The sequence below is a fragment of the Microbacterium esteraromaticum genome (genome assembly GCF_017303215.1).
Lineage (GTDB): Bacteria > Actinomycetota > Actinomycetes > Actinomycetales > Microbacteriaceae > Microbacterium > Microbacterium esteraromaticum_C.
Genome location: NZ_JAEMWU010000001.1, coordinates 144681 through 171117, shown reverse-complemented (window position 1 = coordinate 171117; position 26437 = coordinate 144681). Strand labels below are relative to the sequence as shown.

The 26437-nt window shown below is 68.2% G+C and carries 23 protein-coding genes; 16 read left to right on the top strand and 7 right to left on the bottom strand.

What is annotated here, in order from left to right; translation table 11 throughout:
* Positions 1-15: 15 nt before the first annotated feature.
* Positions 16-492, top strand: coding sequence for an adenylyltransferase/cytidyltransferase family protein (locus JF543_RS00785; protein ID WP_206822464.1), 477 nt, complete (start codon positions 16-18; stop codon positions 490-492).
* A 38-nt stretch (positions 493-530) separates the two neighbouring features.
* Entirely contained in the window at positions 531-1814 is a 1284-nt protein-coding gene (locus JF543_RS00780) for an alpha-L-fucosidase (protein WP_242519360.1), read from the top strand.
* A gap of 47 nt (positions 1815-1861) precedes the next feature.
* Here JF543_RS00780 and JF543_RS00775 read toward each other — a convergent pair whose 3' ends face one another.
* From JF543_RS00775 to JF543_RS00760, 4 genes are all read right to left on the bottom strand, one after another.
* A complete protein-coding gene (locus JF543_RS00775) occupies positions 1862-2284 on the bottom strand; it encodes a DUF1801 domain-containing protein (RefSeq protein ID WP_179409774.1) in 423 nt (140 codons plus the stop codon).
* Entirely contained in the window at positions 2281-2856 is a 576-nt protein-coding gene (locus tag JF543_RS00770) for an HhH-GPD-type base excision DNA repair protein (RefSeq protein WP_206822462.1), read from the bottom strand. The genes JF543_RS00775 and JF543_RS00770 overlap by 4 nt, the downstream gene beginning before the upstream one ends.
* A complete protein-coding gene (locus tag JF543_RS00765; protein ID WP_242519359.1) occupies positions 2853-4544 on the bottom strand; it encodes a TIR domain-containing protein in 1692 nt (563 codons plus the stop codon). The genes JF543_RS00770 and JF543_RS00765 overlap by 4 nt, the downstream gene beginning before the upstream one ends.
* Before the next feature lie 360 nt (positions 4545-4904).
* A complete protein-coding gene (locus tag JF543_RS00760) occupies positions 4905-6194 on the bottom strand; it encodes a glutamyl-tRNA reductase (RefSeq protein WP_206822461.1) in 1290 nt (429 codons plus the stop codon).
* A 79-nt stretch (positions 6195-6273) separates the two neighbouring features.
* On the opposite strand from JF543_RS00760, the gene hemE reads away from it, so the two are divergent.
* From hemE to JF543_RS00705, 11 genes are all read left to right on the top strand, one after another.
* Positions 6274-7287: a uroporphyrinogen decarboxylase gene (gene hemE / locus JF543_RS00755; protein ID WP_179409778.1), complete on the top strand. Its 1014-nt coding sequence runs from the start codon at positions 6274-6276 to the stop codon at positions 7285-7287.
* 134 nt (positions 7288-7421) lie between these two features.
* The gene (locus JF543_RS00750) at positions 7422-8951 is read left to right on the top strand and encodes a protoporphyrinogen/coproporphyrinogen oxidase (protein ID WP_206822460.1); all 1530 of its coding nucleotides are present in this window, start codon (positions 7422-7424) and stop codon (positions 8949-8951) included.
* Between the two features lie 152 nt (positions 8952-9103).
* The gene (locus JF543_RS00745; RefSeq protein ID WP_179409780.1) at positions 9104-9481 is read left to right on the top strand and encodes a hypothetical protein; all 378 of its coding nucleotides are present in this window, start codon (positions 9104-9106) and stop codon (positions 9479-9481) included.
* 1 nt (position 9482) lies between these two features.
* Entirely contained in the window at positions 9483-9890 is a 408-nt protein-coding gene (locus tag JF543_RS00740; protein ID WP_206821528.1) for a phage holin family protein, read from the top strand.
* Positions 9877-10164, top strand: a complete 288-nt coding sequence (locus tag JF543_RS00735) for a hypothetical protein (RefSeq protein WP_179409782.1) — start codon at positions 9877-9879, stop codon at positions 10162-10164. The genes JF543_RS00740 and JF543_RS00735 overlap by 14 nt, the downstream gene beginning before the upstream one ends.
* Positions 10165-10222: 58 nt before the next feature.
* Positions 10223-10900 (top strand): hydrogen peroxide-dependent heme synthase, encoded by a 678-nt coding sequence (hemQ, locus tag JF543_RS00730; RefSeq protein WP_206822459.1) that lies wholly within the window; start codon positions 10223-10225, stop codon positions 10898-10900.
* A complete protein-coding gene (gene hemC / locus JF543_RS00725) occupies positions 10897-11889 on the top strand; it encodes a hydroxymethylbilane synthase (RefSeq protein WP_206822458.1) in 993 nt (330 codons plus the stop codon). Before hemQ ends, hemC begins: the two co-directional genes overlap by 4 nt.
* A gap of 5 nt (positions 11890-11894) precedes the next feature.
* Entirely contained in the window at positions 11895-12692 is a 798-nt protein-coding gene (locus JF543_RS00720) for a uroporphyrinogen-III synthase (RefSeq protein WP_179409785.1), read from the top strand.
* Positions 12689-13675, top strand: coding sequence for a porphobilinogen synthase (hemB, locus tag JF543_RS00715; RefSeq protein WP_179409786.1), 987 nt, complete (start codon positions 12689-12691; stop codon positions 13673-13675). The genes JF543_RS00720 and hemB overlap by 4 nt, the downstream gene beginning before the upstream one ends.
* Positions 13676-13735: 60 nt before the next feature.
* Positions 13736-15052, top strand: a complete 1317-nt coding sequence (hemL, locus tag JF543_RS00710; protein ID WP_206822457.1) for a glutamate-1-semialdehyde 2,1-aminomutase — start codon at positions 13736-13738, stop codon at positions 15050-15052.
* Between the two features lie 213 nt (positions 15053-15265).
* Positions 15266-15712, top strand: a complete 447-nt coding sequence (locus JF543_RS00705) for a hypothetical protein (protein ID WP_179409788.1) — start codon at positions 15266-15268, stop codon at positions 15710-15712.
* Between the two features lie 19 nt (positions 15713-15731).
* Here the strand turns inward: JF543_RS00705 and JF543_RS00700 are convergent, their stop codons facing one another.
* Positions 15732-18023, bottom strand: coding sequence for an ATP-binding cassette domain-containing protein (locus JF543_RS00700; RefSeq protein WP_206822456.1), 2292 nt, complete (start codon positions 18021-18023; stop codon positions 15732-15734).
* A gap of 136 nt (positions 18024-18159) precedes the next feature.
* On the opposite strand from JF543_RS00700, the gene JF543_RS00695 reads away from it, so the two are divergent.
* Positions 18160-19218: a 3-hydroxyisobutyryl-CoA hydrolase gene (locus tag JF543_RS00695; protein WP_206822455.1), complete on the top strand. Its 1059-nt coding sequence runs from the start codon at positions 18160-18162 to the stop codon at positions 19216-19218.
* A 118-nt stretch (positions 19219-19336) separates the two neighbouring features.
* Here the strand turns inward: JF543_RS00695 and JF543_RS00690 are convergent, their stop codons facing one another.
* Positions 19337-20554 carry a glycosyltransferase family 4 protein gene (locus tag JF543_RS00690; RefSeq protein WP_242519358.1) on the bottom strand — a complete coding sequence of 406 codons (1218 nt, stop codon included), beginning with the start codon at positions 20552-20554 and terminating at the stop codon, positions 19337-19339.
* Positions 20555-20690: 136 nt separating this feature from the next.
* On the opposite strand from JF543_RS00690, the gene JF543_RS00685 reads away from it, so the two are divergent.
* On the top strand, positions 20691-22418 hold the full coding sequence (locus tag JF543_RS00685) for an ABC transporter transmembrane domain-containing protein (RefSeq protein WP_206821534.1): 1728 nt from the start codon (positions 20691-20693) through the stop codon (positions 22416-22418).
* Positions 22415-24550 (top strand): ABC transporter ATP-binding protein, encoded by a 2136-nt coding sequence (locus tag JF543_RS00680; RefSeq protein WP_242519357.1) that lies wholly within the window; start codon positions 22415-22417, stop codon positions 24548-24550. Before JF543_RS00685 ends, JF543_RS00680 begins: the two co-directional genes overlap by 4 nt.
* 69 nt (positions 24551-24619) lie before the next feature.
* Here JF543_RS00680 and JF543_RS14310 read toward each other — a convergent pair whose 3' ends face one another.
* Positions 24620-26398, bottom strand: coding sequence for a D-alanyl-D-alanine carboxypeptidase (locus JF543_RS14310; protein ID WP_206822454.1), 1779 nt, complete (start codon positions 26396-26398; stop codon positions 24620-24622).
* Positions 26399-26437: the final 39 nt, after the last annotated feature.

Here is a 26437-nt window from a genome sequence, read left to right as displayed (position 1 = left end):
CCTGAAAGGACCACGATGACGGACGCAGCACCCAACAAGCACCAGGACTACAACCCGGGACCGCGGGTGGGGATCACCTTCTCTACCTTCGACCTGCTGCACGCCGGGCACATCATGATGCTCGCCGAGGCGAAGCGGCAGTGCGATTATCTGATCTGCGGTCTGCAGATGGACCCGACGCTCGATCGTCCCGAGAAGAACGCACCGACCCAGACGGTCGTCGAGCGTTACATCCAGCTGCGTGGCTGCGAGTACGTCGATGAGATCGTGCCCTATTCGACCGAGCAGGACCTCGAAGACATCCTGCGCTCGTTCAAGCTCGACGTGCGCATCGTCGGCGATGAGTACATCGACCGCGACTTCACCGGTCGCGAGTACTGCGAGCAGGCCGGCATCGAGCTGTACTTCAACAGCCGCAATCACCGCTTCTCGAGCTCGGGGCTGCGCAAGATCGTCGCCGCGAAAGAAGCCGAGCGCCTTTCGCGGGCCTGACAACCGAGCACGAGCGGCACGCCCTGACCATGGCCGACATGCCGATCTCCGAAGACACGGTGGGGTTGCATCCGAGCCCGGCGCAGTTGCGCTGGCAGCAGGCCGGCGTCGCGGTGTTCTTCCACTTCGGGCTGAACACCTTCGCCGGGGTGGAGTGGAGCGACGGGACGTTGCCGGCGGCGTCTTTCGATCCGACCGCTCTGGATGCCCGCCAGTGGGTCGCCGCCGCGAGGATCGCCGGCGCGCAGCATGTCGTGTTGACCGCGAAGCACCACGACGGGTTCTGCCTGTGGCCGACGGCCACCACCGAGTACTCCGTGGCATCCAGCCCGTGGCGAGGCGGCGACGGCGACGTGGTGCGTGAGCTCGCCGACGCGTGCGCGGAAGCCGAAATGGGGTTCGGGGTGTACCTGTCGCCCTGGGATCGCAACGCCACGTGCTACCCCGATGCCGCTGCCTACGACGACTTCTACTGCGCGCAACTCACCGAGCTCTGCACGGGCTACGGCGACCTGGTCGAGGTGTGGTTCGACGGCGCGGGATCGGCCGGCCGCGAGTACGACTGGGCCCGCATCACCGGGATCGTGCGAGAGCACCAGCCCGGTGCGGTGATCTTCAACATGGGCGACCCCGACATCCGGTGGGTCGGCAATGAGGACGGCCTGGCCTCGGATCCCGTTCTCTACGTCGCGGACTGGACACCGAACGACGTGCACACCGATGCGGTGCTCGGATTCGCGCCGCGTTACCTGCCGCCTGAGTGCGATGTCTCGCTGCGGCACGGCTGGTTCTGGCATCCGTTCGACGAACCGAAGACCGTCGAGCACCTGCTCGGAATCCACTACCGGTCGGTCGGGCTGGGTGCGAACCTGCTGTTGAACGTACCGCCGAACCGCGACGGCCTGATCGACCGCACCGACCTGGCAGTTCTTGAGGAGTACTCCACCGAGCTGGCGAGGCGATTCGGTGCGCCGCTGGAGGCGCGGATCATCCGACGGGATGCCGGTGTCTGGGACGCCGAGTTCGCCGACCAGGTCGAGATCGACCATCTCGAACTGGCTGAGGCGTTGGATGCCGGACAGCGCGTAGCGGCGCATCGGGTGCTGGCGGATAGTGACGTGCTGTGCGAGGGCGGGACCATCGGAGTGCGGCGGATGCACTCGTTCACCGAACGTGCGGTGCGGAGACTGCGGATCGAGACCGACGGCATCGATCCCGTACTGCGCAGCGTGCGCGCGTTCCGCACCGGCGTTGCTGCGGCGCCGGATATGCCGACCGTCGCGGAGTATCGAGCGCCGGAGGCCGACATCATCGTGATGTGACCCGGGCGTTGGGCGCGACGGCATCCCGCACGCGGCGGTGGATGGCGTCAGCCGGTGACAGTGATCGTCGCGTACTCGCCGCCGCCGTTCTCGGACCACTGCAACGACGCGGTGAGGATGCCGCGGAGGACGTCGAGATCCACTGTTTCGAGGTCCTTGATGTAGAGGCAGCCGACGCCGGTCGTGTGCGGGCCGAGTCGGCCCAGCGCGTCGGCGTGCGCGGCCGTCGACTCCAGGTAAATGGTCGAGGCGGCCTTGCGCGGAGCGAACGCCAGCAACGGCATATTGCCCTCGTTGCCGGTCGGGTACCGATAGTGGCAGCTGCCGAACCCGACGATCGTTCCCCACAGCACGGGCTCGCGGCCCGAGACCTCCTGCAGCATGGCCGTCAGGGTCTCAGCATCCCGTTGCCGTTTCGCAGGGCTCACCTCCGCGATGAACTCCGCGACGTCACCCCCGGTCGGCTTCATGGCTTCGCCGCCTTCGCGGCGGCCTTCATCGCCTTCTTGTGCTCGCGCACCTGGGTGAGCGACTCGGGCGAGACGATGTCGGCGACGCTGCGGTAGGCGCCCTCTTCGCCGTAGGGGGCGGATGCCTCCCGCCAGCCCGCGCCGGTGAAACCGTACTGCTTGCCGAGCAGGGCAAGGAAGATCTTGGCCTTCTGCTCACCGAAGCCCGGCAGCTTCTTCAGGCGCTTGAGAACTTCGGCGCCGTCGGGGTTCCCCTGAGTCCACAGCGCGGCAGCGTCGCCGCCCCATTCATCGACGAGAGTCTGGCAGAGCGTCTGCACCCGTGCCGCCATCGAACCGGGAAAGCGATGCACGGCCGGCGTCTGCTTGAACGCTTCGAGGAAGGCATCCGGGTCCATGCCGGCGATCGCTTCGGCATCCGTCGCTCCGGTGCGCTGTTCGATCTTGAGCGGGCCAGCGAACGCGGTCTCCATGGGAACCTGCTGGTCGAGCAGCATTCCCACCAGCAGAGCGAGCGGGTTCTCGGTGAGCAGGGTGTCGGCGGCGGTGTCTCCGGTGATGTGAATGCTCATTCGCTTGCCCCTGCCTTGGCCAGCTCAGCACCCTTGTCTTCCGACTCGGGCACGAGCGCGGGTAGCGCTTGGAACTTGTCTAGCACGAGGTCAGCTACGTCTTCGATTGAGCGGTCGGCGAGTGAAAGGTGACCAACAGTGCCTGGCAAACCGACGATCGCGGGCCTGGAGTCACCGACGACCAATGGCAACAGGTAGTCTTCCGTGCGCTTCGATGCCGCCTGTCGCCCGATCTCGAGTTCGAAGTTTGTCCAATCGCGCTCCGGGTAGTCTTTGGAGAGACAGACAATCATGAACTGCGCCTCTTGTCCGTACACCTTGCCGAGCTCTTCGCGGAGGTCTTTGCCCCAGAGCAGCGCTTGCTGGTCAAAGTCATAGAAGACTTCGAGGCCCCGCTCTTTCAACGCCTCCACGAGCCGCACCACAGTTGTCCTGTCAGGCCCAGCGAACGAAACAGCGACGTCGAATTCATAACCGAGGCGTCGAACATTGACTTGCGAGCGAACCCGAGAGAAATCGAGGTGATCGAGGTAGAAGCGGAAGACCGGATCGTCGATCGTAAGCGTGCCATTCTCGTAGATCAGGATGTCGGATAGTCCATTTTCCTCGATAACTGTGGGCAGGTTCGTGAGTGCGCGGTAGAAAGAGTTGCGCACTTGAGACTTTTGGCGAGCGTCCTTGCTGCCAACGATCTTGTGATAAAGCTCATCTCTTGAGATTTGGTCCTTGCCGCTAACCGCGACCTGTTCAATTATTCTGAAGTACGTATCGTGGACAGAGCGAGCTTGGCGGCGGCCCCGGGCGAGGCTGACAATTTTGTTCAAGTAGCGGCCGTCATATTGGCGAACAACCGCCGTCCGGATGAGTGGCAGGTCCACGTCGATCTCGGTCGCCTGGCTTTCGGCCTTTTCAAGTACGTCTGCTTGGACGCACGTTATTCTGCAGATCGCCTGCAGGATCGACGGAGAGCCCTGAGCGGCTTCAATCGCTAAATCGCGACCTGTTTCGGTGAAACGAACGTTCAGTGCATCCTCGCCCTTCGCCACAATGCGCGCGAGAAACTCCGGACTTTGCTTACCAATGTTCCAGGCATCGTTGCGAATAGCGAGCTCCGGGTCTTGTCCCAGGATTGCCTCACTGGTTTTGGCGATTCCGATCATGAAGAATCGGATGCCCTTCTCGTGCCACAGCTTCAGATGGGAAGCGAGTTCTGTCCGGGCTTCCAGGTTGAGATGGTGCACATCATCGATCATGATGATCTCGAATGCCTTGAGCCAGGGCTCAATCTCTTCCAGACTCGGCGCAACGTCGAACTCTGCCCCGAGAATCTCAAGAATGCTTGTGACCTGTGAGTAGCTCCTACCGCTGAAGCCATGAACCTTGTTGGAACTCAAGCTCAGGCTCTCGAGGACCCGGTTCGCCACTGTCGACTTTCCACTGCCCGATGGTCCGACGAGAGTGACGTGCTTGCCGGGTGTAGCGAGGGAGCCTTTCAACTGCTGAGCTTCGGCCGGAGGGACGTAGGTGATCTCCGGAAGCCCAGCCTCGTTGAACACTTCATGCAGCTTCCGAGTCATTGCTCTCCAGGTGGTGTTGGGCCTGTGGCCGAAATCGAAGGCAAAGCAGCAAGAGTGGAGCGTCAGCGTACTGGTGCCGATTGCCTTGATGGCGTTGCGCGTACCCACCATAGCGGGCTGGTAGGAACTCGGTGTTGCACGATCAGGCGTTCCGCCTCTGGTCAGCCTGGCACCGGATCGGTTGGTGCCATTGCCTACCGCACCTGCTGGTCGAGCAGCGTCCCCACCAGCCGAGCAGCGTCCCCACCAGCAGAGCGAGCGGGCTCTCAGTGAGCAGGGTGTTGGCGGCGGTGTCTCCGGTGAGGTGGAGGGCCATGTGCTTCCCTTTGTCAGGGGTGTGGCCTCTGGCGCTCGTACGCCTGTCGCGGAGAAGTCCTCTTCGCGCGGACAGAATCCGGGGGTTCATCCGCGCCAAGCGCACAAATCCGCGCGAAGCGCACGCCCGAGTATCCGTGAAGAGCTCGCAGTCGATCAGGCGATGGCGGTCACCGTGGCGTCGGCGCCAGCATCCGGCCCGAGGCCGTACAGCGTCTGCATCGCCGCGGCGAACTCGGCACCGCGCCCCTCGGCGGCTAGTTCGTGCGCGCGTGTGGTGGGAGTGTGCAGCAGCACGCCGGCGAGGTGGCGCATCGCCTGCTCGACCAGTCCGTCTTCGTCGCCGCGGCGGCGTGCCCGATCGATCTCGGCTTCGAGCAGCCCGAAGATGTGCGTGCGGAACGCGACGACTGACGGGGTGACGCTTTGGCGTGACCCGTCGAGGTGGAAGCTCTCGGCGGCCTCGCGCACCACGACGCGGGCGGCATCGGTGGCCTGCAGCTCCTCCAGCGGTGCGTGCAGGCGGATGGTCTCCAGATCGAGCAGCGCGACGCCTTCGAGCTGTGCGACGGCGGGATCGACGTTGCGGGGCATGCCCAGGTCGATCACCAGCTGCGAATGCGGGGCATCCGCCGTCACCGGGCCCATCGGGCAACCGGCGCCCGCCTCGTTCGCGGTGCGCGCGAACTGCGCTGGGCCGAGCACGGGCTCGGTCGCGGTGGTGCACGTGATCAGCAGCGTCGACCGCTGGGCGACAGCGGCGTACTCGTCATCGAACACCGGTGTGATGCCGTACTTCTTCGCGAACAGCTCGGCGCGGCCCGACGGCGAGTACACCGAGATGTCGACGGCGCCGCGTTCGCGCAGCGTCGCCAGCGTGACGGCCGCGTATTCACCCGTGCCGACCAGCAGCACCCGCTCGGCGGACCAATCGGCGATGCGGCTGTCGGCGAGCTCCAGCGAGAGGCGCACCAGCGAACGGCCGGCGCGGTGCAGGGCGGTGACGTTCTTGACCTTGCGCTGCGCCTGGCTTGCGCGCTGGAACAGCCGCTCCAGCTCGGACGACGTCGTGCCGGCCTCGCGGGCGACGGTCAGTGCACGGCGCACCTGACCGGCGATCTCGCCCTCACCCGAGACGACCGATTCCAGTCCTGACGCCACGGCGAACAGGTGCTCGGCGACGTGGCGATCGCCGATGACGCGTGACGACCCGTGCAGGTCGGTCGCCGGGATGCCCGTGGCCAGCGCGACCGCCTCGACAACGGTGTGCTGCTCGAAGCCGTCGGCTTCGATGTACGCCTCGAAGCGGTTGCACGTCGCCAGCACGACCGCGCCCTGCGCACCGGCATCCACCAGGTTGGGTGCGACGGTGTCGGGGGTGCGGCTGAGGCGTTCGAGCAGATCGAAGGAGGCCGTCTTGTGACTGGCCGTGACGCAGAACAGCACGAAGGGGAGTGTACCCCTCTCATCTTTGAACGAGCTTGGCGACCGGCGGACGCATAGGAGCGGATGCCACGATAGGCGCATGAGTGATCTGCTGCGCGCGCTCGCCGGAGACAAGCCCGAGCGCACCCCGGTCTGGTTCATGCGTCAGGCGGGGCGGTCCCTGCCCGAGTACCGCGAGTTGCGCGTCGGCACGCGGATGCTGGATGCGTGCCTCACGCCCGATATGGCTGCCGAGATCACACTGCAGCCGGTGCGCCGCCACGACGTCGACGCCGCCGTGTTCTTCAGTGACATCGTCATCCCGCTGCGTCTGGCCGGTGTCGACGTCGTGATCGAGCCCGGTCGCGGCCCGGTGTTCGCCAACCCCGTGCGCACCGCCGACGATGTCGCGCGCATCACACAGATCGACCCGGCTGACCTCGACGGCACGGCCATCGCCGAAGCTGTCCGCTTGACGGTGGCCGAGCTCGGCGACAAGCCTCTGATCGGCTTCGCCGGCGCGCCCTTCACCCTCGCCGCCTATCTGATCGAGGGTGGTCCGTCGAAGGAGCACCTGCGTGCCCGCGCGATGATGCACGCCGACCCTGACTCGTGGAACGCCCTGGCCGGCTGGCTCTCGCGCATCTCGCGCCGGTTCCTTGAGATCCAGCGCGACGCTGGCGCGTCCGTGGTGCAGCTGTTCGATTCGTGGGCCGGTTCTCTGAGTCCCGCCGACTACCGTGCGCACATCGCCCCGCACTCGCACGCCGCGCTCGACGGCATCGGTCTGCCCAGCATCCACTTCGGTGTCGGAACGGGGCCGTTCCTGGACGACATGCGTCTCGGTGGGATCGTCGACGGCGTCGGTGTCGACTGGCGGATGCCCTTGGATGAGGCGATCCGCATCGTCGGCCCGGACGTGGCCGTGCAGGGAAACATCGACCCGGCACTGTTGCAGGCGCCGTGGCCGGTGCTCGAAGCACACGTGCGCGACGTCATCGCGCGCGGGCGCGGCGCCAAGGGGCACATCCTCAACCTCGGCCACGGCGTTCCGCCCGAGACCGACCCCGACCAGCTGACGCGCATCGTGCGGCTCGCCCACGGCGAGATCTGACCCGCACTCTTCTCTGAGAACCGCGTGGTGCCCGAGGGCGCCACGCGGTTTCTTGTTCTCGGTGCGCGGGCAAAGGGGCTTTCGCCCGGCCCGCACTGCGGAATTCGCATAGACGGCGGTGGAAGAATCAGAGCATGACCGAACACGCCGCCCCCGCACTGGCCGCCCGCGCCGCTGAACAGCACGTCGTCGTCGTCGGCGGTGGCATCGGTGGTCTTGTCGCGGCGCGCGAGTGCGCCAAGGTGGGCATGCGTGTGACGGTGCTCGAGGCAACGGAGGCTCTCGGCGGCAGCATCCGCACTGCTGAACTCGACGGCCTTGTCGTCGACGCGGGAGCCGAGAGCTTCGCAACCCGCGGCGGGCACGTGCGCGCGCTGGTCGATGAGCTCGGGCTCAGCGACCTGGTGGTGGCGCCCGAGGGCGGCGGGGCATGGCTGAGCGGGATTCCGGATGCCCCGGATGCTCCGCTCCCGGTCGGCGGTCTGCTCGGCATCCCGGCCAATCCGTTCCAGGACGACGTGCGCCGCATCATCGGCTGGCGCGGCGCCTGGCGCGCTTACGTGGATCGCCTGCGCCCCCCGCTGACGATCGGTCACGAGCACAGTCTCGGCAAACTGGTGCGCACCCGCATGGGCGATCGCGTGCACGACCGACTGGTCGCGCCCGTGACCGCCGGTGTGTATTCGGCGCTACCCGGCGACATCGACACCGAGGTCGCCGCTCCGGGACTCAACGCCGCACTCACCCGCACGGGGTCGCTCAGCGGTGCTGTCGGTACGCTGCTCGCACAGCGCGATGCCCGCGATCCCGGAAAGGCACCGGGGTCGGCGGTGCTCGGCCTGATCGGGGGGATGGGCAGGCTGGTCGAGGCGCTGCGCGACGACCTCGTGACCTACGGCGTCGAGGTGTGCACCGGCGCGCGGGTGACCGGCGTAGTGCGCGAAGGCGCGGCGTGGGTGGTCGCGTACGAGACGACGCCGGATGCCCCCGACGAGGATGCTGCAGATGCCGCCGCTGACGAAGAAGCGGCGCTCGGGACCGCGAAGCCAGAGCAGAAGTCGCTGGCCGCCACGGGCGTGATCATCGCCACCCCCGAGCCTGCGGCGCGCTCCCTGCTCGGCGCCCACGCGCCCCAGCTCGGCGACTCGGGCGACGCCCCCGAGATCGAACTCGTCACGCTCCTGCTGCAGGCGCCCGCGCTCGACGACGCCCCGCGGGGGAGCGGAGTGCTCACCGTACCCGGAAGCCACGTCGCCAAGGCGCTGACCCACTCCACTGCCAAGTGGGGCTGGCTGCGCGACGCCGCGGATGGTCACCACGTCGTCCGCGTCTCGTTCGGCACCCAGGGCGAGGCCGCGCCGACCGCCGGTCTGGATGACGACGCGGCAGCGGAGCTGGCGATGTCTGAGGCATCCGCGCTGCTCGGGGTCGATCTCGCGCCCGAGCAGTTGTTGGCCGTGCACCGGGCACGCTTCGTGCAGGCGCAGCCCGTTTCGCTCATCGGGGCGGGCGAGCGCCGCGCCGCCGCGCGCGAGGCTGTGCAGCAGATCCCGGGTCTCGCCGTGGTCGGCGCGTGGATGGCCGGAACGGGGCTTGCGCAGGTGATCCCGGATGCCATCGCCGAGACCGACCGGTTGCGCAGCGCGCTGCTCTGGGAGGAATGAGCGCCGCACCCCGCGGCATTACACCCCCGGGCGGCATCGCACAACCGTAGATGCCGAATCAGGAATATGCGACTACGCTGGAGACCGATCGCGCGGGGTCCGGCGAGTTCCGGCCCGGTGGAGACGCCGTAACAGGAAGTCAGGAGGCTCCCATGAAGGGGAAGATCGGACTCGTCGTCGGGCTCGGCGTCGGATACGTGCTCGGCACGCGCGCGGGACGCGAGCGCTACGAGCAGATCAAGACGCAGTGGCTGAAGCTGTGGCACACCGATCCGGTGCAGCACCAGGTCGAGCGTGTACAGCAGTTCGCCAAGTCGCAGGCCGCGGCCGTACCCGGCGCCGTCTGGAACGGCGCCGTCAAGGTCGTGAAGGCGGTCTCGTCGGCGGGCACGCCCGGTGAGAAGCTCGACGGCGCGATCGACGCGACCAAGGACGCCGTCGAAGAGGTCGCTGACGCCGCCGAAGACGCGGTCGAGGACGCGAAGAAGTCCGCTGCGAAGAAGAGCACCTCCAAGAAGAACGGGTCCTGACATGCGCCGCGGATACCGCGACCGCGCCGACGACAGCCTGCTGACGCTGCTCGGCGATCTGCCCGAACTGGTGCGCAACCTCGTCATCGCCGAGGTCGAAGCCGCCAAGGCCTGGGTGCGCCGCACCGCCAAGGACGGCATGTTCGGCAGCCTGTGGTTCATCATCACGCTGTTCCTGCTGTTCTGGGCGATCCCCGTGTTGCTCGCGTTCGCGATCATCGGGCTCTCGTCGTGGTGGCCCGCATGGGTTGCCGCATTGTCGGTGTTCGGGTTCCTGCTGCTCGCGATGGTCGTCTTCGCGCTGCTCGGCGTCCTGCGCTTCCGCAAGATCATGAAACGACAGAACCCCGGGCAGGCCGTCGCCACCGACGTCCGTCTGGTGAAGGAGGCAGGCTATGACGAACTCTGAATCCCAGCATCCGACGCCTCTTCCCCGCACCGCAGTGCCGGACGGCATCACCGACCCGGTGGAGTCCGCTCGCGCGGAACTCAAAGCGGCCCTCGCCGCGATCGAGGTGCGCGGAAACTTCCCACGCCGCATCGAGAAGGCCTCGCAGCGCGGCATCGTGCAGGCGCGCGCGTTCGCGCAGCGCAACCCGGTGGGCGCAGCGGCGGCCGTCGCCGGTGTCGCGGCCGTCGTCGGCGGTATCGTCTGGCTGATCGCCCGCGCCGCGTCGCGCTGAAACCCCGAGATACCGGCCCCGGTTCGCTGTCCTGGCGTTCACGAGGCACACTGGAGTCATGTCGGAACCTCGTGTTGACTCCCCGTCCGGATTCACCCTGTGGGCCGTGTGGCGCCGCAACCCCGATGCACCGGTCCGTGAGACCGATGCGACCGAGCTCGAGACGATCGTCGGCCACATCGAGGACTCCGGCGTCGCCGTGCGCGGGTTCTACGACGTCAGCGGGCTGAAGGCAGACGCCGATCTGATGGTGTGGCTGCACGGCGACACCGCCGAAGAGCTGCAGCAGGCGCTGCGGCGCCTGCGTCGCACCGAGTTGCTGCGCACGCTGCTGCCGGTGTGGAACGTGATGGGCGTGCACCGTGACGCCGAGTTCAACCGCACACACGTGCCCGGCTTCCTGCGGGGCATCGAGCCGAAGGGCTGGCTGTGCCTGTACCCCTTCGTGCGCACGCCCGAGTGGTACCTGATCGACGAGGACGACCGCCGGCGCATGCTGGCAGACCACGGTCGACGCGGCGCCGCCTTCACCGGCGTGATCGCCAACACTGTCGCTGCCTTCGCACTGGGCGACTACGAATGGCTGCTGCCTCTCGAAGCCGACGACCCCACCGAGCTCGTCGACCTGATGCGCGACCTGCGCTACACCGAGGCTCGTGAGTATGTGAAGGAAGAGGTGCCCTTCTACACCGGGCGTCGCCTGCGCCTCGACGAGATCGCTGACGTGCTGCAGTGAGCACCGCGGCCCCGATCCGTCTCGGCACGCGCCGCAGCCCGCTCGCGCAGGCACAGTCCGGTCATGTCGCCGACGCGTTGGCCGAGGTCGCGGGACGCCCTGTCGAGCTCGTGCCGATCGTGTCGGAGGGTGACACGAACCGGGCTTCCCTGTCACTGATCGGCGGCACGGGGATCTTCGCCAACCGGCTGCGTGAGGCGCTCGTCGCCGGGGAGTGCGACATCCTGGTGCACTCCCTCAAGGACCTGCCGACCGCCATGCCGACCGAGTTGACGATCGCGGCGACCCCGTCCAGGGCGGATGCCCGCGACGTCGTCATCACCCGCGACGGCACCCCGTTGCACGAGATGGGCCGCGGCGCCAAGGTCGGCACCGGCGCACCACGGCGCATCGCGCAGGTACGTCGCCGTGCACCGCACGCCGACGTCGTCGACATCCGCGGCAACGTCGATTCGCGCCTCGAGCGGGTGTCGTCGGGCGAGCTGGATGCCGTCATCCTCGCCGCCGCGGGGCTCTCCCGCCTGCGGCCCGAGATGCGGCTGCACCGCGAAGAGCTCGGATTGAGTGAGTGGCCGACCGCACCCGGACAAGGATCACTCGCTGTCGAGACGACCGTCGACGCCCCGCAGGAGCTGTTGGCCGCGCTCGCACAGCTCGATGACGAAGACACCCGCCTCGCCGTCACGGTCGAGCGGGCGATCCTCGCCGGACTCGACGTCGGATGCCAGGCACCGATGGCCGCCCACGCGGTGGTGACCGGCGACAGCATCCGTGTGCGCGCCGTGGTCTACGAACCTGGCGGCGGCCGCCGGATCGGACTTGATGTCACCGAGCCCCTGAACCGGGGGTATATTCGACGAAACGGCAGCGGCAACGGTGCGGATGCTGCCGATGGTGCAGACCCGATGCGCGTAGCCCGTAGCATCGGCGAATCTGCGGCCCATCGGCTGCTCGAACAGGGAGCGGCCGACCTTCTCCCGCGAGAGTGAACCTGATGACTGCTTCCGAAACAAAGACGGCCCGGCCGCTGGACGGCTGGCGAGTTCTCGTACCCCGTGGTGGCCCGTGGGGTGACAGTGTCGCTGCGAGCCTGCGCTCGCAAGGCGCCGTGCCGGTGGTGGCACCGCTGATCAACTTCGCCCCCACGACCGACCAGGACGCGCTGGACGCCGCCCTGGCGCGACTGGCCGCGGGGGAGTACGACTGGCTCACCATCACCAGCGCCACCACCGTCGATGTGCTCTTTGCACACCGCGTGGAGGTGCCGCGCAGCACCAGGATCGCGGCCGTCGGCGAGACCACCGCGGCCGCTCTGCAGGCCGTCGGCTACGAGGTGGCGCTTGTGCCCGATCTCGACAATTCGGCGGCCGGTATGGCCGAGCAGATGATCGCCCTGGAGCCCGACCCCCGGCGTGTGCTGTCGCTGCGCAGTGAGATCGCCAAGCCGGTGCTGTCGGTCATGCTCAAGGATGCCGGGCACGACGTCGACAGCGTGGTTGCCTACCGCACGGTGGGCGTGCCGGTCACCGACCGCATCCGCCGTGACGTCGAGAACGGGCGGATCAACGCGATCCTCATCACCAGTGGCTCGGTCGCCGGGCAGGTGCGCGAGCAGTTCCCCGAGATCCCCGACAGCACGTTGCTGGCGGCTATCGGCCCCCGCACCGCGAACGACGCCCGCCGTGCGGGCCTGACCATCGCCGCCATCGCCGACAAGCAGACCGTCGACGCGTTGATCGAGACGGTGTCGCACTTCACGCTTCCGCACGCCGCCGATGAGTTCGCGCCGTGAGCCGTTTTCCTGAGGCGCGGTTGCGCCGGTTGCGTCAGTCCGCGCCCGTGCGCGAGCTCGTGCGTGAGACCTCGCTGGAGGCGCGTCAGCTCGTGCTGCCGATGTTCGTGCGAGAGGGGCTCACCGAGCCCGCCGCGATCGGTTCGATGCCCGGCGTCGTGCAGCACACGCTCGACTCGCTGAAGGCGGCGGCGGCGGATGCTGCCGCTCTCGGCCTCGGCGGAGTGATGCTGTTCGGTGTGCCCGCCCGACGTGATGCCACTGGCTCGGGCGCCGACGACCCGAAGGGCATCCTGAACGTCGCGACGGAGGCCCTCGCCGCTGAGGTGGGCGATGCGCTGGTCGTGCAGACCGACCTGTGCCTGGATGAGTTCACCGATCACGGGCACTGCGGGGTCCTGAGCGCATCGGGCACCGTCGTCGACAATGACGCCACTCTCGAGCGCTACACCGCCATGGCGCTCGCACAGGCCAGAGCGGGGTCTCAACTGCTCGGTCTGAGCGGCATGATGGACGGCCAGGTTGCAGCCGTGCGTCAGGCGCTGGACGAAGAAGACTTCACCGATGTGCTGCTGCTGGCCTACTCGGCCAAGTACGCCAGTGCGTTCTACGGGCCGTTCCGCGAGGCCGTCGATTCGCAGTTGCAGGGCGACCGACGCACCTACCAGATGGATCCCGGCAACCGTCGTGAGGGCGTGCGTGAAGCGCTGTTCGATCAGGACGAGGGCGCCGACATCGTGATGGTCAAGCCCGCGATGGGGTTCCTCGATGTGCTGCGCGAGGTGCGCGACGCCGTCGACGTGCCCGTGTGGGCGTATCAGGTATCCGGTGAGTACGCGATGATCGAGGCCGCGGCCGCGAACGGCTGGATCGACCGCCGCGCCGCGATCCTGGAGTCGCTGACGTCGATCCGCCGTGCCGGAGCCGACGCGGTGCTCACGTACTGGGCCGCCGAAGCGGCTCACTGGCTGCGTACCCGCTAGGCCGAGTCCCGCCGCGCTTCCTTGACGGGGCGCATAGGGGCAGGTCCTACGCTGGAGATCATGAGCGACCGCAATGACTCCCTGTTCGACGCCGCCCGTGCCGTGATTCCCGGGGGCGTGAACTCGCCGGTACGCGCATACGGCTCTGTCGGCGGGACGCCGCGATTCCTGGCATCCGCCTCCGGCGCGACGGTGACCGACGCCGCCGGCCGCACCTACCTCGACCTCGTCGCCTCATGGGGGCCCGCGCTGCTCGGCCACGCGCACCCCGAGGTCGTCGACGCGGTGCAGCAGGCCGCGACGCGGGGGCTGTCGTTCGGCGCACCCACCGAAGGTGAGGTCGAACTCGCCCAGCTGATCTCGGAGCGCGTGCGTCATGGTGACGCGCGTTCGGTCGAGCGCGTGCGCCTGGTGTCAACGGGCACCGAGGCGACGATGACGGCCATCCGCCTCGCCCGCGGAGCCACCGGCCGCGATCTGCTGGTGAAGTTCGCCGGCCACTACCACGGTCACTCCGACGGCCTGCTGGCCGCCGCCGGTTCGGGCGTCGCGACGCTCGCGCTGCCCGGGTCCGCGGGCGTTCCGGCTCCGATCGCCGCGCAGACCCTCGTCATCGACTACAACGACCCTGACGCGCTGGCGGCGGTCTTCGCCGAGCACGGCGACCGTATCGCCGCGGTGATCGTCGAGGCCGCCTCGGCCAACATGGGCGTCGTGCCCCCGCTGCCGGGCTTCAACCGTCTGATCGCCGAGACCGCGCATGCGCACGGGGCCCTGATGATCCTCGATGAGGTGCTCACCGGTTTCCGGGTGCACCCCGCTGGATTCTGGGGTCTGCAGCAGGAGGCCGGCGAGACCTACCAGCCCGACATCATCACCTTCGGCAAGGTCGTCGGCGGGGGTATGCCGCTCGCCGCGCTCGGTGGTCGCACCGAGGTGATGGATCTGCTCGCTCCGGTGGGGCCCGTCTATCAGGCGGGCACGCTGTCGGGGAACCCGCTGTCGGTCGCCGCAGGGCTCACCACATTGCGACTGGCGACGCCCGAGGTGTACGCCGGTATCGACCGGGCAGCCGAGCGTCTGGCATCCGCTCTCGATGCCGCGCTGACGGACGCCGGCGTCGTGCACAGCGTGCCGCGCGCCGGAAACCTGTTCGGTGTCGCCTTCGCCGCCGACGTGCCGCGTGACTACGCGCAGGCTCAGGCGCAGGAGTCGTTCCGCTATGCGCCGTTCTTCCACGCGATGCGCGAGCAGGGCGTGGCGCTGCCGCCGAGCGTGTTCGAGGCGTGGTTCCTCACCGCGGCGCACGGCGAGCAGGAACTCGCCGCGATCGAGGCTGCGCTGCCGGCCGCCGCTGCCGCGGCCGCTTCGGCCTGAGCGTCGTCCAGCCCGCGCGGGTGGTGTCGCCGTGCGGGTGGTGTCGGAAATCCCAGAGCGGATGCCGGTGACGCGGCGTGTCATGGCGCGACGCGCCGACGGGCGATCACATCATCTGGGATTTCCGACGTTGTGGATGGCCACAGAAGTATCGTTGCGGTCCTGTGAGCAAGTCGCCAGCATCCGACCGGACTGCGCTGGCACACTGGAGACATGGTGACGTTGCTGTTGGATCAGACACGACTGGAAGTCGTGCTGTCCCCGATCGAGCGGGCGTCGACGTTCCACCGCGACAATGTGCGCGTCGAGCGCGAGCACATCACGAAGGTGCAGCTGACGGAGGACGCCTGGACCTGGATGCGCGGAGTACCGGGACCGGGCACGTACATTCCCGGCATCCTGGCCGCGGGAACCTGGAAGGGCGCGGGGACGACCGATTTCGTGCTGATCCGCCGCCGGCGTCCGAGTGTCGTGATCGATCTCGACGGTGACCCGCAGTACCAGCGGCTGATCCTTACCACCCGACACGGGCTGGCGCTCACCCAGGCCCTGCGCCTGGACGTCACCGAGCATCCCGAGGACGTCGTCGACATCGCCTCGACGGCGCCGATCCCCACGCTGAAGCCCCAGCGTCCGGTCATCCGCCCGCGCCCCGCCTGAGCAGGGCACGCGGCGGCTGTCAGTCGCGAGCGTTCTCGTCGCGGTCCGTGTCTGCGGCCTGGTCGTCCTGTGCGGAGTCGTCCTGTGCGGAGTCGGTCTGCTCGGAGTCGGTCTGTTCCGGCTGCGCGGCTTCAGCGGCGACCGCGGCCTGCTCGGCCGCGTGGGCACTGGCGCGGATATCGGCCCGCGTGTAGGGGTAATCCGGCGCCGGGCCATCGAAGAACCGGCTGGCCGCCGACGACAGTGAGGTGCGCATCGCGGCGAGACGCGGGTCGTCCTCGTCGTCATCAACGGTCGAGTCGTCATCGTCGTCGTGCAGCACCGACAGAGCCTCGACCGAGATCGCTTCGGTCGCGGGTGCGGCTTCGTCGGCCGAATCGGCCGGGATTCCCGTGATCAGCTCGGTGAACGACGTCACCGTGGGCGATGGTGGCAGCGAGACCGCTTCGGTCGCCAGGGGCAGAACGCCGGGAACCTCAGCGTCGGCTTCATCGGATGCTGTCGCATCGGCCGTACGCGGAGCCCACGCCTCCGTGATGTCGATCTCGTCGATGATCTCGGTGACCACCGGTGCGGCGTCGGCGTTCGGCTCACCGTCTGCCTGCACGTGCTCGTCGGTGCGCTCTGCTTCGTCAGCCGGCGCCTCGTCAGCCGGTGCCTCGTCACTCGGCACCTCGTCATCGGTGGAGTCGCTCTCGTCGGCAGCGGCGGTCTCGTCGACCGGATCATGCTCGTCGTGCGATTCGGGCGCGGACTCGTCAGACGTGGCGTCGTCGCTCGGGGCGGCGTCTTCTGCGGTAGAGCCCTCGGCCGGCAGTGGCTCGTGGTGCGCAGCGTCGGCAACGGGTGCCGCGTCGCCGAACAGCGCGCTGACCGTCGCGGAGATGTCGTCGGCAGGGGACGATTCGTCGGTAGGAGTCGGCGCTGCGTCGTCGACGGCCGTGGTCTCGCCCGTGACCGGCTGCTCATCGATCACAGGAGTTTCGAGCCCGGTCGGCTCTGTGTCGTCGCTGTGCGTCGCGGCATCCTCGCGTACGGCGGCGTCGGTGCCGGTTGCCTCGGCCTCGGACGCGTCCTCGGCCACACCAGCGTCGGCGGCTGTGCCCTCGATCGGTGCGGCGTCGTCACCGACGGTCTCGGTCTCCTCGGCGGGTGCCTCTTCGGCGGGTGCCTCATCCGCAGCATCCGCTGGCTCAGCGGCATCCGATTCGGAGTCCTCCGGGCGCACGATGTCGATCGGCGCGGTGCCGTATCCGACGCCGGCTGCGGCGACGACGCCGCCGTCGGCGATCACGGCGGCCGCTCCTGCGAGCGGAACCCCGCCCGCGACCAGTGCGGCGTCGCCGACCGGGTCAGCGGAGTTCTCGGGGGCGTGCGCGACGGGGTTCGCGACCTGATCCAGGCGCGGGCTGTCGGCGCGGCGCCCGTAGACGAGGTCGAGGAAGACCTCTTCCAGGCTCGGGCCGCGCTGCTGGAGCGTGCTCAAGGCGATGCCGGCCTCGGCGGCGAGGGCGCCGACGCGGGCGGCATCCGAATCGCGCACCGTGACGCCCGAGCGCAACAGATCGAAGCTCAGTCCGGCCGTGGTCAGCGCCGTCACCAGCGCGGCGCGGTCGGTGGCATCCACGACCACGGCGCCGCCGGAAGGATCGGCGAGTTCATCCATGCTGCCCGAGAAGACCGCGCGTCCGCGCGAGAGCACCACGACGTTGTCGGCGACCTGTTCGATCTCGCTGAGCACGTGCGAAGACACGAGCACGGTGCGTCCCTCGTCGGCGAGCCGGCGCATCAGCAGGCGCATCCAGCGGATGCCCTCGGGGTCGAGTCCGTTCGCGGGCTCGTCGAGCACCAGCACGCCGGGGTCGCCGAGCAGCGCGGTCGCGACGGCCAGGCGCTGGCGCATTCCCAGGGAGTAGCTGCCCAGACGTGTGTCGGCGTCATCCTGCAGTCCGACGAGGCGCAGCACCTCTTCGACGCGTTCGACGGGGATTCCGTTGGCCTTGGCCGCGATCAGCAGGTGGCGCATCGCCGAGCGGCGCGGACGGTACGCGGACTCTTCGAGGACCGCGCCGACGGTGCGCAGCGGCTGGCGCAGGTCGGAATAGGGGACTCCGCCGATCGTGGCCGTGCCGGAGGTCGGTTTGATCTGGCCCAGCATGATCCGCAGCGAGGTGGTCTTGCCGGCACCGTTCGGTCCGAGGAACCCGGTCACAACTCCCGGTTCGACGCGCACGGAGAGCTCTGAGACCGCGGTCACCGTGTTGAAACGCTTGGTGACGCCGGTGAACTCAAGCACCTGTCCTTCAGGCATGGTGATTCCCCCTGTTGTCTGCCAGTTCATCCCATCTTCGCGGAAATCCTGCAGAATCGACGGCTCACCTGCCGGGAAACGCCCATCCCGCACCGGAAAATGCGTGCGGAACGCGAAGCCGAGTAGCCTGACGATCGTGACAGACGTCGAAGAAGCCACCGTCCTCGTGCGCACCGAGAACTCCCTGGGACGCATCACCCTGAACCGTCCGCGGGCGATCAACGCCCTCGACCTGGGCATGATCGAGCAGATCACGGCGGCCCTGATCGCCTGGATCGACGACAGCGATGTGCAGACCGTTCTCATCGACGGCTCGGGTGATCGCGGTCTGTGCGCCGGCGGCGATGTGCGTGCGCTGTACGACCAGATCGTGTCGGGTCACGCCGATCGGGTGGCCGACTTCTTCCGTGCCGAGTACGCCATGAACGCGCTCATCGCCGAGTACCCGAAGCCGGTCGTCGTCTTCGCCGACGGCATCACGATGGGCGGTGGCATCGGCTTGGCCGGCCACGCCGCCGTGCGGGTCGTCACCGAACGGTCGCGCCTCGCGATGCCCGAGACGCGCATCGGCTTCACCCCCGACGTCGGCGGCACGTGGCTGCTGGGTCGCGCTCCGGGACGCATGGGTGAGTACTTCGGGCTCACCGGGCGCAGCATGAACGGGGCGGATGCCATCCACCTCGGCTTCGCGGATCACTTCGTGCCGTCCGAGAACCTCGACGCCGTGCGCGACGCGCTTGCGCACCGCGCCGACCCCGGCACACCGAATGAGCTGGTGCTGCTGTTCGATGAGACTCCGGAGCCGTCGTCGCTGCCCGATGACCGGGCGTGGGTCGACGAGGCGTTCTCGGCCGACACTGTCGGTGAGATCGTCGAGCGCCTGCGCGCATCGGATGCCCCGGGGGCGGCATCCGCCCTCGCGACGCTCGAAGAGCTCTCGCCCACCGGACTCGCCGTCACGCTCGACGCGGTGCGCGAAGCACGCACGATGAGCGGCGTGCGTGAGGCACTGGTCGGCGAGTACCGCCGAGTGATGTGGTTCGCCCACCACCACCCCGACCTGGTCGAGGGCATCCGCGCGCAGCTCGTCGACAAGGATCGTCAGCCGAAGTGGCAGCCCGCGACGATCGCCGAGCTGGCGGATGCCGCGGGCGCGGGGGCGCGCGAGTTCGTGCCCGAGACGCCGCTGTTCTGATCGGAGCCGCGCACGGTTGGCGGGAGGAATGCACAACTGGCGGGCGAGAAGCCGATGGATCCACCGCCCACCGTTCAATCTCCCGCCATCCGTACCTGCCGGCGGGGCGTGAGTCGCGTCAGACCGAGGCGATGAGCTGCTGCAGACGCGCGACGTGCGCGGCCGGCTGGCGCTCGTCGGCATAGGCCACGGCGGCCTCGCGGTGCGCGGCGAGCACACCGCGGTCCGCTTCCAGGCGCAGGATCAGATCGGCCAGCCCGGCGGCATCCGGGGTCGGCGTGCCCAGCGCGGCGTCGCCGAACTCTGTCGCGAGCACCGGATCGCTGACGATGACCGGGCGCCCGTGCGCGAAGGCCTCCAGAGCGACCATGGGCTGGTTGTCGAACCCGTGCGAGGTGATCAGCGCGGCATCGGCGGCATCCATCAGCTCACCCACGCGCTCACCCGGGACGGGGCCGTGGAACTCGACGCCCGGCACGGCACGGTGCGTGCCGCCGGCCACGTCGAGACGTACACGGTCGGGGCCGAGCCGGTCGACCACGAGACGCATCGCGTCGAGCGCGACGTCGAGGCGCTTCTCGGGCGCGAACCGCGCGACCCACAGCAACCGGAGCGGACCGTCTGCGGAGGGGGCGGATGCCAGGCGCAGCGGCTGCGCCACGTTCGAGAACGCCTCAACGCGTCCGGCGCCGGCCTCGCGCAGTGCTTCGGCCTGATGCTTGGAGGGGGAGAGGACGATGTCGGCGCGCTCGGCGACGCGCAGGGTCATCGTGCGCAGCGCGTTGTTGAGCGGGTGGCTGCCGGTGAAGCGCTTGCCCTCGCGGATGCCGGTGAGTGTCGCATGCACCCTCGTCACGATCGGCGAGAACGGCGCGAGAACGGCGGGCGCGCGCCAGAAGAACGTGTGCACCGTGTGCAGAGAGGGGATGCCCGTGCGCGCGGCGACGGCGATCGCAGCGGCTGCCAGCGCGAACTCCGAATGCACGACGACGGCGCCGACGCCGTGCCGGCGAATGGTGGCGGCCACGAGCGGCTCGAGATCACCGGCGCGGCCGAGCAGCGGCAGATCGAGCACCGGGATGGTCCCGCGCCGGGGTGGTGCGATCGTGACGATCGGATGCCGGACGGCATCCGACATCGCGGCGTCCGCCCTGCGCAGGGCGAGGGAGTCGGCATCGGGCGCGAGCACCACCACGCGGACGCCCTCATCTGCCAGCGCCTCGGCCTGTCGCAGGAACGCGGTCTGCGCGCCGCCGAGGTACTGCAGCGAGTAGTCGCACACCATCAGAACCGCGGGTGCGGCCGTCTCGTCGTCGCGCATGTGTTCCCTTCGCATCGCTTCAGCGAGTCTATTCGTGCGTTTCGCTGTCAGCGAAGGTCATCCTCCAGGGGGATACGAATGTCGGTGGATCGTGGCACGCTAACCTGTGGCCCCTTCTCGGCCCCACTGAATCTCGCAAGGAAGTCCGCCTGTGCTGGGAAAAATCCTCGTCCGCTATCTCTCCAGATACCGATGGCTGCTCTTGGGCGTGCTGGTGTTCCAGTTCGCCAGCGCCATGGCATCGCTGTACCTGCCGCGCCTGAACGCCGACATCATCGACAAGGGCGTGGCCCGTGCCGACATCGGCTACATCTGGTCGCACGGCGCCTTCATGCTGACCGTCTCGCTCGGTCAGATCCTCGCCTCGATCATCGCGACGTACTTCGCCGCGAAGGCCGCCATGTCGGTCGGCCGTGACATTCGCGCCGACGTCTTCTCGCGTGTGAGCGGGTTCTCCGAGCGTGAGGTCTCGCAGTTCGGCGCCGGCTCGCTGATCACCCGCAACACCAACGACGTGCAGCAGGTGCAGATGCTGGCGATGATGGGCGCGACGATGTTCGTGACCGCGCCGCTGCTGGCCATCGGCGGCATCATCATGGCGGTGCAGACCGATGTCGGCCTGAGCTGGCTGATCGCCGTGTCGGTTCCCGTGCTGCTCGTCGTCGCCGTGCTGATCATCAGCCGCATGGTGCCGCTGTTCCGCGCGAACCAGAGCAAGCTCGACACCGTCAACCGCATCATGCGCGAGCAACTCACGGGTGTGCGCGTCGTGCGTGCCTTCGTGCGCGAGCGCATCGAAGAACAGCGGTTCCGTCTCGCGAACACCGACCTGATGGTGCTGGGCCGCAAGATCGGCTCGCTGTTCGTGCTGCTGTTCCCGCTGTTCATGCTGATCCTCAACGTCACCGTGGTCGCGGTGATCTGGTTCGGCGGCATCGAGATCAACCAGGGCGGTGTCGAGGTCGGCACCCTGTTCGCGTTCATGCAGTACATCGGCCAGATCATGATGGGCGTGATCATGTCGAGCTTCATGGCGATGATGATCCCGCGCGCTGCGGTCTCGGCCGAGCGCGTCGGTGAGGTGCTCGACGCCGAGGCGTCGATGACCCGCCCCGAGAACGGCACCACCGAGTTCCCCGAGCCCGGGGCCGTCGTCTTCGACGACGTCGAGTTCACCTACCCCGGCGCCGAGGCGCCCGTGCTCAGCGGCATCAGCTTCGGCGCGGCGCCCGGCGAGACCGTGGCGATCATCGGGTCGACCGGCTCGGGCAAGACCACCCTGGTCTCGCTCATCCCGCGACTGTTCGACGTCACCGGCGGTGCCGTGCGCGTCGGCGGTGTCGACGTGCGAGAGGCCGACGTCGACGCGCTCTGGCAGGACATCGGTCTGGTGCCGCAGCGTCCGTTCCTGTTCACCGGCACGGTGGCATCCAACCTGCGCTACGGCCGCGAGGACGCGACCGACGAGGAACTCTGGAAGGCCCTTGAGATCGCTCAGGGGCGTGACTTCGTCGAAGAGATGCCCGAGGGGCTCGAATCGCGCATCGCCCAGGGCGGCACAAACGTCTCAGGTGGTCAGCGGCAGCGCCTCGCGATCGCCAGGGCGATCGTGCATCAGCCGAAGGTGCTCGTGTTCGACGACTCGTTCTCGGCGCTCGACCTGACCACGGATGCCCGGCTGCGCCAGGCGCTGTGGCGCGAGCTGCCGGACGTGACCAAGATCGTCGTCGCGCAGCGCGTGTCGACCATCACCGATGCCGACCGCATCGTCGTGATCGAAGACGGCGCACTCGCCGGCGTCGGCACCCACGACGAGTTGCTCGCCAGCAGCGAGACCTATCGAGAGATCGTCGATTCGCAGCTGGGGGTGGACGCATGAGCGACGCGAAAGACACCACGATGACGTCCACCGAAGCAACCGACGCGACCGGCGACGAGGCCTACGAGGCCGAACTCGCCGAGCAGGCGCGCCTCGACGGCGGCGGATGGGACGGCCCGGCCGCGGGCAAGGCCGACAACTTCGGCAAGAGCTTCGCCCGCATGATCGGATTGCTCAAGCCGTCGGCGGTCTGGTTCGTCTTCGTCTCATTCCTCGGTGCGATCGGCGTCGTGCTCGCCGTGATCGCCCCGAAGGTGCTCGGCGAAGCGACCAACATCGTCTACGAGGGCTTCGTCTCGAACATGCTCGCCACCGGAATGGGCGGCGCACCCGGCTTCCCACCGGGCACCAGCAAGGATCAGGTCGTCGAGGCGCTGCGCGCCGCCGGCCAGGACGACTTCGCCAACATGGTCGGAGCGATGGCCGACTTCCAGGTCGGCGACGGCGTCGACTTCGAGCGCCTGCGCTGGATCATCATCGCGGTGATGGCGATCTACATCGTCGCCGCGCTGTTGAGCTGGATCCAGGGCTACGTGATCAACGTGATCATGGTGCGCACCATGTGGCGCCTGCGTGAGAGCGTCGAGGCGAAGATCAACCGCCTGCCGCTGTCGTACTTCGACAAGGTGCAACGCGGCGAGCTGATCTCGCGCGTCACCAACGACATCGACAACATCACCCAGACGATGCAGCAGTCGCTGTCGGGGGCGCTCACGTCGGTGCTGACCGTGATCGGTGTGCTGATCATGATGTTCTCGATCTCGTGGCAGCTGGCGCTGGTCGCGCTGATCTCGCTGCCGCTGATGGGCATCATCTTCGGTGTCATCGGGCCGCGCTCGCAGAAGGCCTTCGGCATGCAGTGGCGCAAGGTCGGCAGGCTCAACGCCCGGGTCGAGGAGTCGTTCTCGGGCCACGCACTGGTCAAGGTGTTCGGCCGCGAGCAGGACGCCCTCGACAAGTTCCAAGCCGAGAACGAAGAGCTGTTCCAGGCGAGCTTCAAGGCGCAGTTCCTGTCGGGCATCATCATGCCCGCGATGACCTTCGTCGGAAACCTCACCTACGTCGGCATCGCAGTGCTCGGCGGACTGATGGTCGCCAGTGGAAACCTGCGGCTGGGCGACGTGCAGGCGTTCATCCAGTACTCGCAGCAGTTCAGCCAGCCGCTGAGCGAACTGGGCGGCATGGCCGCGGTCGTGCAGTCGGGAACCGCCTCTGCCGAGCGCGTGTTCAACTTCCTCGACGCGGACGAGCAGGATCCCGACGACGAGGACGCCCCGACGGTGGCCGACGGGCACGGCGTGATCGAGTTCGAGCACGTCGCGTTCTCGTACACCCCCGACCGACCGCTGATCACCGACCTGTCGTTCCGGGTCGAACCCGGGCAGACCGTCGCGATCGTCGGCCCGACCGGCGCCGGGAAGACGACGCTGGTGAACCTCATCATGCGGTTCTACGAGCTCGACTCCGGACGCATCCTGCTCGACGGGCAGGACATCGCACAGATGACGCGTGACGACCTGCGCGGCCGCACGGGCATGGTGCTGCAGGATCCGTGGCTGTTCGGCGGCAGCATCCGCGAGAACATCCGCTACGGCAACGCGTCGGCGTCCGACGACGAGATCGTCGCGGCCGCCGAGGCGACGTACGTCGACCGCTTCGTGCACTCGCTCCCCGAGGGATACGAGACCGTGCTCGATGAGGACGCCTCGAACGTGTCGGCCGGTGAGCGGCAGCTGATCACGATCGCACGGGCCTTCGTCGCACAGCCGTCGATCCTCATCCTCGACGAGGCGACCAGCGCGGTCGACACCCGCACCGAGGTGCTGCTGCAGCACGCCATGGCGGCACTGCGCGAGGGACGCACCTCGTTCGTGATCGCGCACCGGCTGTCGACGATCCGCGATGCCGACTTGATCCTGGTGATGGAGCACGGCGACATCGTCGAGCAGGGTGACCACGAGCAGCTGATCGCGCAGCAGGGCGCCTACTGGCGCCTGTACCAGTCGCAGTTCGAGCAGGCCGCGACCGATATCGACGCCGAAGAGGCCATGACCGGATCGATCCCCGTGATCGTCACCGGCGATGCCGCGGAGGACGTCGAGGTCGGCGCCGCCGAGGCCCGCCAGGACTGACTCGTCGAACCTAAACGCGAGAGCGCCCGCCCCGGAAGTCGGGGCGGGCGCTCTCGTCTCAGAGCAGTCTCAGTTTCCGTCGATACCGAACAGCGCCATCGGGTGCGTCAGACGCCACCAGATGCTCGGCGGCGCGACCTCATCGGCGAGCGAGACCGACGTTTCGGCGGTTCCGGTCGGGCCATCGACGGTGAGCGTGCCCACCACGGTGCCGGGCTGCGTGGCATCCCCGAGATCGAGTTCGGTGCCGGCGGTGGCCGTCGCGCCGTTCCAGAGCACGACCTGGGCGTCAGCATCCGTCACGATCTCGACGCGACCGCCCCACTCGGTGGTGACGTGTCCGACCACGCTGCCGGCCGGTACCGCGACGGGCTGCTCGGCGAGCGACTTCTCGACCTCGGCGAACAGCTGCCGCGTCACGGCGAGGCGGGTGTCATCGTCGTCCTGGCCGAGCACCGAGGCGTAGACGCGCACCGTCGTGCCGCCGACGGGCACGTCCTTGGCCGTCAGCAGGTTCCAGTGCGACAGGGTGCCGGTCTTGATGCCCACCACACCGGCATCCTCGAGCATGCCGTTGGTGTTCTCGACCGTGCCCGCACCAGGGATATCCGCCGAACGCGTCGCGACGATCTCGGCGACCACCGGGTTCTTCATGGCCAACTGACCCAGCTTGGTCAGATCTGCGGGCGAGGCGGTGTTGTCCCGGTCGAAACCGGAGGGTGACTCGAGAGTGATCCCACCGAGGCCGTGATCACTCAGCCACTTCTTGGATGCCTGCGAGAACGCCCAGTCCGAACCCCAGATCTCATCCGACAGGCGGTCGGTGTAGTTGTTGGCAGAGCCGAGCAGAATGCCCTGCAGCATCTGGTACTGGGTCAGAGTGCCGCCCACCGGCACATCGAGCGCCGACTGGTCCATGTTGCGGTACTGCCAGTACTCCAGCGTGTCGCCGTAGTCGAAGTCGAAGCTCGGCCCCTGCTCGCCGGGCTGCAGCGGCAGCTCGTCGAGGATCATCAGCACCGTGGCGACTTTCGTGATGCTGGCGATCTCGTCGCGCTCGGTCGTCGATGAGGCGGGCCCGATTCCCTCTACCGCGACGGCGGCGCTGCCGGTCTCCGGCCAGGTGAGCGCTGCCGCTTCTGCCGGCGCGATCTCCGTCTTCACGGCGGCCGCTGCAGGAGCGACCGCGTCGAGCGGCCACAGCAGAGTCGAGGCGACGTATGCGCCGCACAGGGTTCCGACGATCCCGAGGGGGATCAGCACTCCCGGGCGTCGCCAGCTCGGCGCCAGACGTGCGCCGTCGAAGAGGTCGGGCGGGCTCAGGGGCTCCGGCAGCGACTCAGCCTGCAACGTCGCGGTATCGAGCCAGGTCAGTGCGGTCGGTGGCCGCTTCTCATCCGCCCAAGCCGTTTGCGGCGCAGAGGTCTCGTCCGCAGCATCCGAACCGACGGCGGTGCCGTCGGGCTCGCTGGCGTTCGGAGAGAGCACCGGATTCTCGCGCGTCGGAGCATCGTTATCGTCGAAGGCGCTGAGGAATGCCGGCTCCGGGTCGTTCTCGACGGCGTCCACAGCGACAGTATCGACGGCATACGCGGCGAAACCGGTATCCCACGACGGGGCGGAAGCCCGCGTGTCGCCCAGGGGTGGCGCGTCTGAGAAGCGTTCGGCGTCGTCGACGGCGTCGTCGTTCGGGGCGGGCACGTCATCAATGACGGTGTTGTCAGGAGTGCGCAGTGTGTCACCGAATGCGGGCAACGGAGCACGAGAGGACTCCGTCGTCTGCGGGTGGGCACGCTCGCGCAGTTCACGGCGCGTGGCGGGGCGCGTGGACTCGGGGGAGGTGGTCACCCGTCCACGCTACCCAACGTCCCTGTGTGCGGTCGGCGG

Excerpts from the sequence above, each read along its gene's own strand:
- JF543_RS00785 (WP_206822464.1), top strand. The coding sequence starts at position 16 with ATGACGGACGCAGCACCCAACAAGCACCAGGACTACAACCCGGGACCG.
- JF543_RS00780 (WP_242519360.1), top strand. The coding sequence starts at position 531 with ATGCCGATCTCCGAAGACACGGTGGGGTTGCATCCGAGCCCGGCGCAG.
- JF543_RS00775 (WP_179409774.1), bottom strand. The coding sequence starts at position 2,284 with ATGAAGCCGACCGGGGGTGACGTCGCGGAGTTCATCGCGGAGGTGAGC.
- JF543_RS00770 (WP_206822462.1), bottom strand. The coding sequence starts at position 2,856 with ATGAGCATTCACATCACCGGAGACACCGCCGCCGACACCCTGCTCACC.
- JF543_RS00765 (WP_242519359.1), bottom strand. The coding sequence starts at position 4,544 with ATGGTGGGTACGCGCAACGCCATCAAGGCAATCGGCACCAGTACGCTG.
- hemE (WP_179409778.1), top strand. The coding sequence starts at position 6,274 with ATGAGTGATCTGCTGCGCGCGCTCGCCGGAGACAAGCCCGAGCGCACC.
- JF543_RS00750 (WP_206822460.1), top strand. The coding sequence starts at position 7,422 with ATGACCGAACACGCCGCCCCCGCACTGGCCGCCCGCGCCGCTGAACAG.
- JF543_RS00745 (WP_179409780.1), top strand. The coding sequence starts at position 9,104 with ATGAAGGGGAAGATCGGACTCGTCGTCGGGCTCGGCGTCGGATACGTG.
- JF543_RS00740 (WP_206821528.1), top strand. The coding sequence starts at position 9,483 with ATGCGCCGCGGATACCGCGACCGCGCCGACGACAGCCTGCTGACGCTG.
- JF543_RS00735 (WP_179409782.1), top strand. The coding sequence starts at position 9,877 with ATGACGAACTCTGAATCCCAGCATCCGACGCCTCTTCCCCGCACCGCA.
- hemQ (WP_206822459.1), top strand. The coding sequence starts at position 10,223 with ATGTCGGAACCTCGTGTTGACTCCCCGTCCGGATTCACCCTGTGGGCC.
- JF543_RS00720 (WP_179409785.1), top strand. The coding sequence starts at position 11,895 with ATGACTGCTTCCGAAACAAAGACGGCCCGGCCGCTGGACGGCTGGCGA.
- hemL (WP_206822457.1), top strand. The coding sequence starts at position 13,736 with ATGAGCGACCGCAATGACTCCCTGTTCGACGCCGCCCGTGCCGTGATT.
- JF543_RS00705 (WP_179409788.1), top strand. The coding sequence starts at position 15,266 with ATGGTGACGTTGCTGTTGGATCAGACACGACTGGAAGTCGTGCTGTCC.
- JF543_RS00700 (WP_206822456.1), bottom strand. The coding sequence starts at position 18,023 with ATGCCTGAAGGACAGGTGCTTGAGTTCACCGGCGTCACCAAGCGTTTC.
- JF543_RS00690 (WP_242519358.1), bottom strand. The coding sequence starts at position 20,554 with ATGCGAAGGGAACACATGCGCGACGACGAGACGGCCGCACCCGCGGTT.
- JF543_RS00680 (WP_242519357.1), top strand. The coding sequence starts at position 22,415 with ATGAGCGACGCGAAAGACACCACGATGACGTCCACCGAAGCAACCGAC.